Below are 13,290 nucleotides of genomic sequence, written 5' to 3'. Positions count from 1 at the left end.
ACCTTAAATCCAGTAAAGATGCAGGGAAGCTTTGGTTAAATGTGCCGTATAACCCGGGTTATTGGTGAGCAAGTGGAGAGAAATTTAGTCATTTAAACTACAGAAAATTTATAGCGCAATCGATCAACCAAAAAAGCAGTTTGACTACGGTAGAGTAGCGGTGATGGTGAGCATTTAACTGGAAAATAAACTATTAACGAGTGAAAATAACGTCATGCACAAAGTTATTGGTTATTAAGAGAAGTTGTGATAATAAGTTAACCATATATTGATAAGTGTGCAACCTGCGAATAAGGGGGATAGAATTGTCGATTCTTTTTTGATAGGATATGGCATATCTGGGTATTATCACTGAAAATTTCACGAGGAGGTTTGGAATAATGGGATGGGATTTGCAATTCACGCACTATTTAGACGATATGCAGACTTATCGGTCTCGAGATCAAACAGCTAAGGCTCTAATATTGCTGGGATATGTCGAACGTGATTTTATCCGCTTTTATCGTGCTGGACGAATTGCGGAGGGCATTCAATTTGCCAAGGAAAATTTGGCCCGTTCGCGTCTCTTATTAAATGAATTACCACCGCAGCAAAAGCGGGCACAGCTGCATGGACTCGTTGATATTTTAGCGTTTGAAGGAGTTCAGAACCATGCCTTTATATACGAGTTTATTCAACTGCGTGATGACTATCATCGGCAAATTAAGACATTACCCGTTACAACGGCCAGATATGTACCATGGATTATTGAAATTGTTCAGGACTTTGGCAACCTAGCGGCGAAGGATGGGTTACCTTACGACGACCATCTGGAATCAACGTTGGATATTATTTATTACGTGAGTGCCCATCTACGTGATAAGTTAACGGTCAAACAAGTTGTAGATCACGTCAATCAGCGGTGTAATCCAGTCGGGGTTCAGCGGGCTTTCAGTGATGAAATGCAGATGTCGATTCGCGACTATATCAACGTGAAGAAGATCCGCGAGGCGCAACGAGCATTGCTAACGACGACTGTTTCCGTCAAGCAAATTGCTCAGGAATTGGGGTTCTATGACACCTCCGATTTTTCTAAGCGATTCAAGCGTGAAATTGGCCAAACACCGCTAGAGTACCGACAGATTAATTCGCAAAAGGATTGAATTTTGCCACGGTATTTTTAAATATATCTTCCTGCATTAAAGTACAAATTCCGGTTCGGGTGAAAAGAAATTCTGTATACTCGCCTCTAAACGAACGTTATGAGTTTATCTGGGGGAGAGTTATCGATGGAACGCGGGTGGAAGCGTCATCAACGGCTATGGTTATTTTCAGGGGTTTTGGTTTTTGGGGTGGGATTAACGGTATTACCAGCTGCGGCTGATGGTGTCGACACGGCACCACCAGCAACGACAGCTGATGCTGTGTCGACGCCGATCAGTCATGCCACGAATTCGGACGTGACAACTGATCAGTCGGTTACGGTTGCTGATTCGGTCACACATCATGTTTCAACTACGGGAGCAGCGGTAGCGCCAACTAACGCCGCTGCAAATGATGTGACGTCAAGACCGACGGCAACGGTAACGGGTTCAGATTCTACAACGGTTCCAGTCAACAAGTCTCCTACTACTTCAACGGCGCCATTGGCTCAGTAGTCGCACATCGCAGCGCCAGTTGCTAAGCCAGTGATGGCCACGCAGCGGCCTGCGTATGTTCATGTTGATCAAGATAATTTCACCCAGTATTTTGATTTGAATGGCTCCGCTACTTACGATAAACCGACGGGGATAGTCACAGTGACACCTGATAAAAATGATCAGGTTGGTAATTTTGCGTTGAAACCTAAAATTGACGCTAGTACTAATTTCACCTTACTGGGGCAAGTTAACTTGGGTAATCGAACCTCCGCTACGGGTGGTGCCGATGGTATTGGATTTGCTTTTCATAATGGCAATAGTACGGATATTGGTAATGCCGGTGATAACTTAGGAATTGGCGGTTTGATTGACGCGCTTGGGTTGAAGTTAGATACATGGCACAACGGCGCACACATGCCTGAAGCATTACGGTCGGGCGCACAAGTGTCAACGACGGATGCTAATGGTTATGGTTGAGCAAATGATCCTGATCCTGCGCAATTTGGTGGTTTCGTGACGACCACCGATCAGCAGATAAAAGCCATTGATGGGCATGCGTATGATCGTTGGTGGGCTCAAACGGACTTTAATTCTGTTCAAGCGTTGCAGGTGACCTATGAGGAAACTAATGGCCACGTGTTAACTTGGACCAAGTTAGCGCCAGTTGATCGACAAGCCTTCGCGATGGTAGTGAGTGCCTCAACCGGTGGGGCTAAGAACTTGCAGCAGTTTAAGCTGGAAAGCTTTGATTTCCAGCAAGCGGCCACGATGAACGTGCAGTACGTCGATTTGAATGGTCAACAATTAGCGCAAGCCACCGTTAACTATCCGGATGGGGCCGTGGTTAACGGAACCTACGCGACGTCGCAGCTAGATATTTCGGGATATCATTTTGTAAATATGGGTGACAATCCGACTACGGGGATTAGTAGTCCGGCCAATGGTTACCTGAATCGTGTTGGCGATAATGGTACGGTTATCTATGTGTACGATCAAAATCCAGTGGATTATGCGACAACACGGGTTGTTCATGAAATGATTCATTACCTTAACGAGCAGCAACAAGTGATTGCCCCCAGCTATCAGGCCCAACCGATAACCTTTTTACAGGTGAAATATCCAACTAATGGCAGCATTAGCACATATTATTCCCTGGGAAATAATGAGGTACTGCTGTTAAATACTGCCGGTCAGCCGTTGGTAACGTCCACTGTTCGGTGGATTCCAGGAGAAGCATCGACATTTAGCCCGGTTACTAATCCGAATGTACAGGGTTATCAGGCTGTCAGTACTGATGCGCTGAATAGCAATTTGAGTGAGATTGCGGCGCAGATGGTAACGACAACCAGTAAAGATTTGGACCTTACCGTGTATTATCAGTCAGTGATAGCATCGACAATGATACCAGATAAGCCGAGCGAACCGGCAGAGCCAGTTCTTCCACAAATACCAATTATTCCAAGCACTCCCGTCAAGCCGACACCACTGGTGGTACCAACAACACCAGCTATGCCGACGAAGCCCGTTGTGCCAAGTCGGCCCTCCCGACTTGATCAAATGGCTGTGTCCACGAAACACCCAACGCGTGGTCAACAACCGAAACGGGTAATTGTTTCCACTATTCGTTCACGCAGTCAGCATCCCGTGACGACGCTGACTGATAAGCAGGTTACCCTCCCGCAAACCAACGAAAATGTGGCGACAGTTAACTGGTGGGCTTGGATATTGGTTATTGGTGGTTGGCTAGGCAGTCTAGTTTGGTGGCGACGGTCGCGACCATAATGTTTACTTTGGGGATTTGTTTTGGCTGGAGAGTAAGTAGAATAGAAGTTAAGAAGACCCAGACGTGCGAACACGTCTGGGCTTTTTTTGACTGGTGACATAGATATAAAAGAAGACGATCACCTGTTGACTTTAAAACAACAGAAGGTTATAGTTCTACGTGTGCTTAATAAAGTAACACTGTGATGATCCAGATTAGTTCCAATGGGATTGTTGTATTAAAAATGACAGATGTTAAAATAAGGAGATTATTTAAATGAAAATTGCGATTTCTGCTGCTACCGGCCATTTTGGCCAATTGGCGATTCAAGAACTGTTGAAGACCGTTGCGGCTGGTGATATCGTTGCCGTTGTTCGCAATCGCGAAAAGGGGCAACGGCTCTTACCTGCTGGTATTACGGTGCGCCAGGCGGATTACACGGATGAAGTAGCGATGACTACCGCTTTGGCTGGCATCGATCGGTTGTTATTTATTTCTTCGGTTCCAGGTGGTCCAATCTCACGGCAGCAACAACACGCCAATGTCGTTAAGGCGGCACAGGCGGCCGGCGTTAGCTATGTTGCTTACACCAGTTTTGCGAAGGCGGATACGGCTCAGTCACCGTTATCTAAAGATCATGTGGCTACTGAAGCTTTACTGAAAGCTAGCGGACTACAGGTTAGTTTTTTGCGTAATGCTTGGTATTTGGAAAATGAGCTCAGCTATTTACAGGCTGGTGCTCAAGGTCAAGACAGTGTTTATGCGGCTGGTGATGGTCGAATTGGTTTTGCGTTGGAACGTGAGTATGCCGAAGCGGCTGCTAAAGTCATGACAATGCCAGTCCCTAAACCGGTTTATGAATTTGCTGGGACGCCAGTCACCTACGCGGAATTGGCGGCAACGTTACAAACGGTGACGAGCCAAGCCGTTACCTTTAAGGCGGTTAGTGATGACACTTACCGGCAGGCCATGCGTGAAGCCGGTGTGGCACCAGAATTAGTTGAAGTTTTACTTAGTATGCAAATCATGATGCGTGCCGGGGAATTAGACGTTACCTCATCAGACTTGGCTGATGTTTTGGGACGCCCAGTGACGCCATTAGCAACGGCAATTCGCGAAATTCTTTCCCGGTAGCGTCTACCGGGGCGGTCGTGGTTGAAGGAGGACCTGATGAAATACTCTCACAAGTTAAGTGATGCAATCCATATCTTAGTGTACGTGCAAATTGCGCCGACTGGGCAATTGGATAGCGCTACGATTGCCAACAGTGTTGAAGCGAATCCCAGTGTTGTTCGCCGGTTAATGGCGGCAATGAAGAAAGCAGGCTTACTGATGAGTCGTGCGGGGACCGCCGAACCACGACTAGCCCGACCGGCGAGTCAAATAACGTTACAAGCGGTCTTTCACGCGGTTGAAATGAATCACGATTTATTGCATGTTGATCCGCAGACCAATATTGATTGTCCGGTGGGTGCTAATATCCAGCAAGCACTCGATGAGGCCTATGCCCGTGTCCAACAGGCAGCCGAAGCCGAGCTAGCAAAACTAACCGTTCAAGACATTGTTGATCGGGTGCAAGGGTTACGACAAGCACGGGTCAGTTAATCGGGTTTTATAAAAATTTAAACGGTTATTCAAAACCGGTGCGTCCCATACACATAGTGTGTTGGTCGTACTGGTTTTTGTGTAAAAAAGTATAAATCTAAACGGGACGGGGGCAGTCAATTTACTTTGATGGTTGTTCGATAACCCGGATTCGGTATAATGGTCAGTGTAAGCGTTTTATAAAAAGGAGGAAGTAGCTTGAAAGCAGATCTTACTTGGTTAGATGATCCGCAGACATTTCGGATCAATCAACTACCAGCGCACAGTGATCACCGTGGGTATGCTTCAGTTGAGGAAGCCACCGCGCAGCACAGTAGCCTGGTTCAAAGTCTCGACGGGACCTGGCAATTTGCCTTTGCGCCAGACCCAGTGCATCGATTTGAAGGCTTCTACCAACCTGATTATGACCGTTCAGCCTTTGATCGGCTGACGGTGCCAGGTCATATTGAGCTAGCTGGTTATGGTCAGATTCAGTATATCAATACCGCCTATCCGTGGGAGGGGCATCATTATCGACGACCGGCTTACAGTATGGGCGCTGATCAGCCAGAAAAAGGGATGTTTAGTACGGATCCCCAAAATACAGTTGGGGCTTACGTCAAGCACTTTACCTTGAACCCAGCGCTAGCCAATCAACGGGTTAGCATTGAATTTGACGGTGTCGAACAGGCCATGTTTCTCTGGCTCAACGGCCAGTTTGTGGGCTACGCCGAAGATAGCTTTAGCCGTTCAGAATTTGATCTGACGCCTTATTTACAGGCCGGGCAAAATTTATTGGCCGTGGAAGTCTTTAAACATAGTACGGCCGCTTTTTTGGAAGACCAAGATATGTTCCGGTTTTCGGGTATCTTCCGGAGTGTTCGGTTGGTTGCCAAGCCAGCGCTGCATGTAGAAGATCTGACCATTCGAGCTGGTTTAGATGACGCGTTTCAGACAGGTGATTTAAAAGTGCGCTTGCAACTGACGGCTGCTAGCCAACTTTCGGGGACTGCGACGGCGCAACTACTAACGGCCGATGGTCAAGAAGTCTGGGCAACTGAGCAACCGGCGGCTAGTACGTTAGACTTGGCGGCCGCGATTGATCACGTCCACCTGTGGGATCACCACGATCCTTACCTTTACCAATTGCGGATTACCTTAAAAGATGTTGCTGGTCAAGTGGTGGAAGTCGTCCCTTATCCAGTGGGCTTCCGGCGCATTGAGCTCAAAGATAAAGTCATGTGCTTAAACGGTCAGCGATTAATTTTAAATGGTGTCAATCGCCACGAATGGAATGCACATCGTGGCCGGGCTGTGACCATGGCGGACATGACGCGAGATCTCCAAACTTTTCACGACAACCATATCAATGCGGTGCGGACGTGCCACTATCCGGACCAAGATGCCTGGTATTACTTATGTGATCAGCAAGGTATTTACATGATGGCTGAAAATAACTTGGAGACGCACGGAACTTGGCAAAAAATGGGGGCTGTGGAGCCGTCTTACAATGTGCCAGGAAGCTTGCCACAATGGCAGTTAGCCGTGCTTGATCGGGCCAAGAGTAACTATGAGATGTTTAAGAATCATCCAGCCGTTTTATTCTGGTCACTGGGGAACGAATCCTATGCTGGCGATAACATCGCGGCAATGGATGCCTTCTACCACCACGCCGATCCGACGCGCTTAACTCATTATGAAGGGGTGTGCCGTAATCGGGTCTATGAAGATCGCATCTCGGATATGGAAAGTATGATGTATGATCCGCCACGTGCGATCGAAGATTACCTTAAAAACGATCCCCAGAAACCCTTTGTCAATTGCGAGTACATGCATGACATGGGCAACTCACTGGGCGGGATGGCCAGTTATGATGCGTTGATTGACCAATACCCAATGTATCAGGGTGGGTTTATTTGGGACTTCATTGACCAGGCCTTGTGGGTTAAAGATGAGGTTACGGGACAGCCAGTACTGCGGTATGGCGGTGACTTTGACGATCGCCATTCTGATTATGAATTTTCCGGTGACGGGCTGTTATTTGCTGACCGGACACCCAAGCCAGCTTTACAGGAGGTGGACTATTACTATGGACAACACGACTAAGTTAAACGTGATTTTTGGTGACGTGACGTTAGGGGTCAGCGGACCAGGTTTTCATTACATTTTTGCCTATGATCGCGGCGGCTTGGAATCCTTGGTGCAAGACGGCAAGGAATGGTTGTACCGGACGCCGATGCCAGCGTTGTGGCGAGCCACGACCGATAATGACCGTGGCAATGGATTTTCGACTAAGTCGGCCCAATGGCTAGGGGCAGATCTCTTTAGCAGCTGCGATCATATTAGCGTGGCAATTGACGGCCAATCAATTCCGTTACCGATTGCCCCTGAAAATAACCGCTATTCCGATCACGAAACGGCTACAACTGTGGCTGTGACGTTTACCTATACCACACCAACGACGCCAGCGACAACCATTGCGGTGACCTACACGGTAGCTGCTAGTGGGGCGATGACGGTTGCGGTACACTATGCAGGCAAGGCGGACTTGCCGGAACTGCCAGCGCTGGGGTTGCGATTAGTCATGCCGACGCCAGCCTTAGGATTTGCTTACCAGGGACTTTCTGGGGAAACGTATCCGGATCGCAAAGCCGGTGGCCGTAAAGGGATTCACCAGGTAGCTGGCCTGCCGGTAACCCCTTATCTGGTGCCGCAAGAGTGCGGTATGCACGTCGACAATCAGTGGGTGACGGTGACACGAGGGACCACACAAAACAATGCGGATGCTGACCACGATGCCTTTAGCCTAAAAGTCCGGCAAACGCAGCACCACTTTGCGTTTAGTTGCTTACCCTATACGCCAACGGAATTAGAAAATGCGACGCACCAAGAGGAGTTGCCGGTGCCGCGCCGGACAGTTCTGACGATTTACGGCGCCGTTCGCGGAGTCGGGGGAATCGATAGTTGGGGCTCCGATGCGGAAGCTCCTTACCACATTGCTGGTGACAGCGACCACGACTTTAGCTTTGAAATTGCCGGGCCAACGCCGGTTTAAACGATTAAAAAAAAGAGTCAGGGATCAATTCCCGGGCTCTTTTTGTCGGACGAATTATCAAATCAAGTGTAACTTTTTATGGTAAGATTGACTAAAAGACAAGCAATAGTTAATAATTGATATTAGCAGATAAGGGGAGTGTTTTTTTTTGATGGCAAATTGCAAATTAGTACGTTTTTGCTTTTTTATGGTAAGCAAATCTTTCTCTCCAACTTAACCGTTTTCTTTCTTATCTGGTAAAGCTAACCATTTTGAAGTGTCAGACCGCTTTTAGCATCAAACAGATAAATATTAGAATTACGAATATAAAGATCTAATTTTTTGTGGCTATCATCATTAGGAATTCTTTTAGGCGTTTGAGTCACAATATTAACACCATCTTTAGTTTTTAGATAGACAAGCGTATGGCCGCCCATGTATTCAGCCAGATTTTTACTTGCAGAAAGTACAAAAAATCCCTCTTTTTGTGCAGAATTTTCAGGAGCTGTATCATTATCTCCTGACTTTTTTACCTGCGTTACTTTCTCAGGCCGAAAGCCAAGTACAATCTCTCTTTTATCCGTTGGCAAAACTTCTTTTTTCACGAATTCACTAAGGTCATAATTTACACCACCTGAATTAAAAATTCCCTTGTTCGAAAGAGTACCCTTTAAAATATTCATGCTGGGAGAACCGATAAAACGAGCAACGAAGAGGTTACGCGGGTTATCATAAAGTTCTTCAGGTTTACCATACTGCTGTACCACTCCGTCTCGCATGATCAAGATTTTATCCGCCATTGCCATCGCCTCAGCTTGATCATGCGTTACATAAATCGTTACAGTTCCAAGCTGCTTATGTAGCTCGATAATATCCTGCCTCGTTGAAACACGTAACTTCGCATCTAAATTAGAAAGCGGCTCGTCCATTAAAAAGACTTCAGGTGCGCGCACCATTGCACGCCCTAAAGCAACTCTTTGTCGCTGCCCACCAGAAAGCTGCGCGGGTTTACGAGCCAAATAGTCTGTGAGATTAAGCTTTTGTGCTGCTTCCTTGACCCGTGAATCAATTTCACTTTTAGAAAATTTACTAAGTTTTAAGTTGAACGCCATGTTATTGTAAACAGTCATATGTGGATATAATGCATAATCTTGAAAAACCATTGCAATGCTGCGCTTTTGCGGTGGAATATTATCGAAGCGCTTTCCATCTACATTAATTTTTCCCTTTGTAACTTCTTCCAAACCTGAAAAGCAACGCAATAGTGTAGACTTACCACAACCTGATGGTCCAATAATTGCAACAAATTCCTTGTCATCAATCTCAAGATTGATATCCTTTAGGGTATCATTTTCCGCATTATCATAACGCTTATAAAGGTGTTCGATTTGAATCTTACTCATAAGAAACGCCTCCTCGAGTTTATTCTTTGCTTTTGTTTCTGCAGTGATTCATAATAAAAACATAAAATTTAGGTAAGAAAGAATGGTGCTCTTGACAAACAATTGACAATGAATCGGGGCGGAAGACATGAAAAAAAGATTTTTTAAAATCGCTAAGCTAACTTTTATGTTGAGTTTATCATTAATTGTCTTAACATGTTGTAGTTTTAGCTCGCAAAAGGAAAAAAATTCAAAAATTACACTTAACTTTTTTAATCAAAAGCCTGAAATAACCGCACAATATCAAAAATTAGCGCGGATGTATCATGCTAAACATCCCAACGTCAATATCCAAATTACTACTTCAGGTCAAGGCGGTGGGGCCGCTGCTTTACAAGCGAAGTTTGCCTCTGGGGAAGCTCCAGATATTATTATGCTTGGCGGGCTACCTGAAATAGATCGGTATAAGGATCATTTGATTAATCTAAAAGATCTTAAGGCAAGTAAAAACATAGTACCAAATCTTGTTAGCGGTGGAATTTCAAATAAACATATGGTTGGAATTCCAGTCGATCTTGAGGCTTATGGCTGGTCGTATAACAAAGCTGTGTTCGCTAAGGCTGGGATTGATGCCTCAAAGATCAATAACTATTCTGAATTTTTGAAAGCGGTTGAAAAACTCAATTCAGAAAAAAAGAAGATTGGAATCGATGCCGTTTTCGGCTTTAACGGAGCTGATACCAGTTCAATTGCTTCTGTTTCAGCACAATTTACTTCTCTGCCGTACAACAATAATCTTGTCAAAGCTTTCAAAAGCAAAACTTTCCCTTGGAAATACGAGAGGCAAATGAAAAATTATTATGATCTCGTAAAAAAATATAATGTACAACCGATTCTTTCAGTTAAGTATGATCCTTCTGTCCAAGACCTTTTTTTCAATGGTAAAGTTGCTATGATACCTCAAGGAAATTGGATTATTCCGACGCTTGATGGTCTGGAAAAGGGATACGTGCAAAAAAATCTTGGCATGTTACCGTTCTTTGTTAAAAATGATGGTACTGACCGTCTTTTGACCGGTTCCTCATGGTATTTAGGAATCACTAAAGATCATCCCAAGCGGCAAAAAGCTGCTAAAGATTTTATTAACTGGATGTATACTTCAAAAGAAGCTGAGAACGTAATCATTAACGAAATGCGTTTCGTTCCTGCAACTAAAAACTTTGATGTTTCGAGGCTGCCTGATGATCTTTCTAAACAAATTTATCGGATCGGCACTTCCAAAAACGCACAATCTCCTGTTCACAAACAGTACCCGAATGGTTTTACTAACCAAGCACTTGGGCCATATATACAGCGCTATTTTGTAAATGGGATCTCTTGGAAAGAATTGAAAAAGGAAACATCGGCTAAATATCGACAGCTCAGGGAAATCCAAAGTGGGGAGTGATAAAAATGCTTATCAAAAAACATCAATATCTGGCTTTTGTTTTACCAGCAGTTTTCTTTATACTATTGATTATTGTCGTACCATTTCTGATAGGAATTTATTATTCCTTTACCGATTCCAATGGTTTACGCTCTTCTTTTATTGGTTGGAAAAACTTTGAAGTCCTTTTTCAAGACTCCACCTTTCTGCAGAGTTTTTGGCTAACAGTTAAATTTTCTTTTGTTTCAGTAATTCTAATTAACTTAGTCGGTTTGGCTTTTGCGTTAATCGTCACCAGTCACAACAACAGACTCACAAAATCACTCAGAACCATCTTCTTCATGCCAAATCTGATCGGCGGAATACTACTTGGTTTTATCTGGCAATTCATTTTTACTTCTGCTTTTCAGGCAATTGCCGCTGCTTTTCATCTTGACTTTTTCAAAGGTTGGTTGAGCAACCCTTCAACAGGCTTTTGGGGGATAGTAATTCTGTTTGTTTGGCAGATGAGCGGTTATATTATGTTAATCTATATTTCTTTCTTGAATGCAATTCCTAAGAATACCATTCAAGCAGCTGTTCTAGACGGTGCAAAAGCAACCCAGATTTTCTTTTTCATCCAGCTGCCACAATTGGCGCCAGCCTTTACAATCAGTCTATTTCTAACACTTGCCAACTCGTTTAAACTCTATGAGCAAAACTTAGCACTTACAAATGGTGGCCCATACCGCTCCACAGAGATGATTTCGATGTATATTTATAATACTGCTTTTGTAAACTTCCAGCAGGGATACGCTCAGGCAGCCGGAATTATCCTTTTCCTTTGTGTAACCATTGTTTCCTTTATTCAATTAGCACTTTCAAGAAAGCGGGAGGGATAGAAGATGAAAAAATCAACTAAAATCTTACTTGGCTTTCTTTTTGGAATCATTGCCCTATTCTGGTTCTACCCCTTTATCATTGTTATTATCAATGCTTTAAAGGGAAAAAGGGGAATTTTTCAAAACCCGTTATGGTTTACACGGGACTTTACGTTTTCAAATTTCAAAACTGCTTACCAGGCGCTTGATTTTACAAGCAGTTTCTTTAACTCTTTAGTTATCACAGTAGCCAGTGTCATTGTAATCACATTGGTTTCGGCAGCTGCTGCCTATGCTCTTTCTCGTGTTAAAGGGCCTTTCAGTTCAATTCTCTACTATCTTTGTGCCGGCACTATGCTGATCCCTTTTCAGTCAATTATGATCCCGCTTCTTTCACTTTTTGGCAAAGTTAATTTCCTTAACAGAACGAGTCTGGTCATTATGAACACCGGGTTATCAGTAAGCCTCTCAATTATTCTTTTTTATGGGGCTTTTCAAGGAGTCTCAAAAACTCTTGACGAAGCTGCTGCTTTAGATGGAGCCTATCCTTTTAAAACCTTTGTTTATATTATCTTTCCAGCGGTCAGCCCAATGACAGGTACAGTTGTTATCTTGAATGCAATGAAAATATGGAATGACTACCTGTTACCATCACTAGTCGTTAATAAAGATGGCATGTACACGATTCCACTTAAGATGTATTCTTTCTTCGGTGAAACAAACAGCCAATGGCAATTAGCCTTAGCCGGACTTGTTTTGTCAATGGTTCCGATTATTATTCTGTTCCTCCTATTGCAAAAGCAAGTCATGACAAGTGTGACAGAAGGAGCTATCAAGTAAAGATTGGATTTAATCTAAATAAAAATAGTACAAGAGACCAGGTCAATCTGACCTGGTCTCTTGTACTATTTTTGTAATGTTCATATTATTCAGCAGTTGGATCCTCTGGACTTAATTACTCATAATTAAACTCAGACTATGTGCATAATTTACCATTAATACCTTCCTGTTAACCTTTGCGCTTGTTATTTATAATCAACATCTTACGATCAAATCAGTAAAAATAATTTGTATTTGCGGACTTGTCTCGACTAAAAATTCTGGGCGCCTTTGAAGAACCAACACTTGCTGAGAATCAATTGATTTTAATGCTTCAATAACCCCATTTTTAACGGCTGCAGTAACTTTTAAGTATTCGCCCACATTTTTTGCTGCTTGATGGTATCGACTATTAACAATTAGACAATAAATTTTTTCTTTCTAAAAGGCTGCAATTTTTTCGGATGACAATCCAGTAATAATTTCTTCTACTAGTTTGACTGTATAAGCAAAATCTTGGTAAGCTACCATTCCATAATTAGTATGTTCATACCTGACTGGAATTCCGATACAGATTGTTGGAATCCCCTCGTAAGTAAGGATTTCACTGCCATCTATTCCCCCGCCAGTTCTTACCGCTCGCGTATATGAAATTTGAGCCTTCTTCGCAGTTTTTGCAGCAAATTGCTGGAAGCTTGGATTAGCAATAAAAGATGGAGTTAGTATAAATCATGGACAACTTTTGATAGAATATCTTTATCAAGATTGGAGATATCCTATATGGCCAAAAATATGATATTGATT

Annotated in this window: 13 protein-coding genes and 1 pseudogene; 11 read left to right on the top strand and 3 right to left on the bottom strand. The window is 43.8% G+C overall.

Annotated features, from left to right (window positions below; genetic code table 11):
- Positions 1-380 precede the first annotated feature (380 nt).
- The 8 genes and pseudogenes from ACP4IT_RS06210 (at position 381) to ACP4IT_RS06175 (ending at position 8,020) form a co-directional block, all read left to right on the top strand.
- Entirely contained in the window at positions 381-1,142 is a 762-nt protein-coding gene (locus tag ACP4IT_RS06210) for a helix-turn-helix transcriptional regulator (RefSeq protein WP_011668833.1), read from the top strand.
- 126 nt (positions 1,143-1,268) lie between these two features.
- On the top strand, positions 1,269-1,637 hold the full coding sequence (locus tag ACP4IT_RS06205) for a hypothetical protein (protein ID WP_011668832.1): 369 nt from the start codon (positions 1,269-1,271) through the stop codon (positions 1,635-1,637).
- Positions 1,638-1,670: 33 nt separating this feature from the next.
- Positions 1,671-2,354 (top strand): annotated as a pseudogene (locus ACP4IT_RS06200) (lectin-like domain-containing protein); the annotation flags it as partial.
- Between the two features lie 33 nt (positions 2,355-2,387).
- Entirely contained in the window at positions 2,388-3,401 is a 1,014-nt protein-coding gene (locus tag ACP4IT_RS06195; RefSeq protein WP_225435050.1) for a MucBP domain-containing protein, read from the top strand.
- Between the two features lie 256 nt (positions 3,402-3,657).
- Positions 3,658-4,515 (top strand): SDR family oxidoreductase, encoded by an 858-nt coding sequence (locus tag ACP4IT_RS06190; RefSeq protein WP_015474571.1) that lies wholly within the window; start codon positions 3,658-3,660, stop codon positions 4,513-4,515.
- Between the two features lie 36 nt (positions 4,516-4,551).
- Positions 4,552-4,986: an Rrf2 family transcriptional regulator gene (locus tag ACP4IT_RS06185; protein ID WP_011668829.1), complete on the top strand. Its 435-nt coding sequence runs from the start codon at positions 4,552-4,554 to the stop codon at positions 4,984-4,986.
- 198 nt (positions 4,987-5,184) lie between these two features.
- The gene (locus ACP4IT_RS06180) at positions 5,185-7,071 is read left to right on the top strand and encodes a glycoside hydrolase family 2 TIM barrel-domain containing protein (protein WP_114684487.1); all 1,887 of its coding nucleotides are present in this window, start codon (positions 5,185-5,187) and stop codon (positions 7,069-7,071) included.
- A complete protein-coding gene (locus ACP4IT_RS06175; RefSeq protein ID WP_011668827.1) occupies positions 7,055-8,020 on the top strand; it encodes a beta-galactosidase small subunit in 966 nt (321 codons plus the stop codon). The genes ACP4IT_RS06180 and ACP4IT_RS06175 overlap by 17 nt, the downstream gene beginning before the upstream one ends.
- A gap of 242 nt (positions 8,021-8,262) precedes the next feature.
- Here ACP4IT_RS06175 and ACP4IT_RS06170 read toward each other — a convergent pair whose 3' ends face one another.
- Positions 8,263-9,402 (bottom strand): ABC transporter ATP-binding protein, encoded by a 1,140-nt coding sequence (locus ACP4IT_RS06170; protein ID WP_011668826.1) that lies wholly within the window; start codon positions 9,400-9,402, stop codon positions 8,263-8,265.
- Positions 9,403-9,529: 127 nt separating this feature from the next.
- Between ACP4IT_RS06170 and ACP4IT_RS06165 the strand changes: the two genes are divergently transcribed.
- From ACP4IT_RS06165 to ACP4IT_RS06155, 3 genes are read left to right on the top strand one after another with little or no spacing between them, the layout of a single operon-like run.
- Positions 9,530-10,828, top strand: a complete 1,299-nt coding sequence (locus ACP4IT_RS06165; protein WP_011668825.1) for an ABC transporter substrate-binding protein — start codon at positions 9,530-9,532, stop codon at positions 10,826-10,828.
- Between the two features lie 5 nt (positions 10,829-10,833).
- Positions 10,834-11,688 (top strand): carbohydrate ABC transporter permease, encoded by an 855-nt coding sequence (locus tag ACP4IT_RS06160; RefSeq protein ID WP_011668824.1) that lies wholly within the window; start codon positions 10,834-10,836, stop codon positions 11,686-11,688.
- Positions 11,689-11,691: 3 nt separating this feature from the next.
- The gene (locus tag ACP4IT_RS06155) at positions 11,692-12,507 is read left to right on the top strand and encodes a carbohydrate ABC transporter permease (protein WP_011668823.1); all 816 of its coding nucleotides are present in this window, start codon (positions 11,692-11,694) and stop codon (positions 12,505-12,507) included.
- Between the two features lie 195 nt (positions 12,508-12,702).
- On the opposite strand, the gene ACP4IT_RS06150 is transcribed toward ACP4IT_RS06155, so the two are convergent.
- Positions 12,703-12,906 (bottom strand): gamma-glutamyl-gamma-aminobutyrate hydrolase family protein, encoded by a 204-nt coding sequence (locus tag ACP4IT_RS06150; RefSeq protein ID WP_225350062.1) that lies wholly within the window; start codon positions 12,904-12,906, stop codon positions 12,703-12,705.
- A gap of 21 nt (positions 12,907-12,927) precedes the next feature.
- Entirely contained in the window at positions 12,928-13,194 is a 267-nt protein-coding gene (locus ACP4IT_RS06145; protein WP_225350061.1) for a hypothetical protein, read from the bottom strand.
- Positions 13,195-13,290 lie beyond the last annotated feature (96 nt).

The sequence above is a fragment of the Levilactobacillus sp. LN180102 genome (genome assembly GCF_050106635.1).
In the GTDB taxonomy this organism is placed as follows: domain Bacteria; phylum Bacillota; class Bacilli; order Lactobacillales; family Lactobacillaceae; genus Levilactobacillus; species Levilactobacillus brevis.
Note: the sequence above shows the minus strand (reverse complement) of the source record. Positions and strands in the feature narration are given on the sequence as shown.

Coding starts and splice junctions, on each gene's coding strand:
- ACP4IT_RS06155 (WP_011668823.1), top strand. CDS start 11,692: ATGAAAAAATCAACTAAAATCTTACTTGGCTTTCTTTTTGGAATCATT.
- ACP4IT_RS06190 (WP_015474571.1), top strand. CDS start 3,658: ATGAAAATTGCGATTTCTGCTGCTACCGGCCATTTTGGCCAATTGGCG.
- ACP4IT_RS06165 (WP_011668825.1), top strand. CDS start 9,530: ATGAAAAAAAGATTTTTTAAAATCGCTAAGCTAACTTTTATGTTGAGT.
- ACP4IT_RS06210 (WP_011668833.1), top strand. CDS start 381: ATGGGATGGGATTTGCAATTCACGCACTATTTAGACGATATGCAGACT.
- ACP4IT_RS06160 (WP_011668824.1), top strand. CDS start 10,834: ATGCTTATCAAAAAACATCAATATCTGGCTTTTGTTTTACCAGCAGTT.
- ACP4IT_RS06185 (WP_011668829.1), top strand. CDS start 4,552: ATGAAATACTCTCACAAGTTAAGTGATGCAATCCATATCTTAGTGTAC.
- ACP4IT_RS06205 (WP_011668832.1), top strand. CDS start 1,269: ATGGAACGCGGGTGGAAGCGTCATCAACGGCTATGGTTATTTTCAGGG.
- ACP4IT_RS06175 (WP_011668827.1), top strand. CDS start 7,055: ATGGACAACACGACTAAGTTAAACGTGATTTTTGGTGACGTGACGTTA.
- ACP4IT_RS06195 (WP_225435050.1), top strand. CDS start 2,388: ATGAACGTGCAGTACGTCGATTTGAATGGTCAACAATTAGCGCAAGCC.
- ACP4IT_RS06170 (WP_011668826.1), bottom strand. CDS start 9,402: ATGAGTAAGATTCAAATCGAACACCTTTATAAGCGTTATGATAATGCG.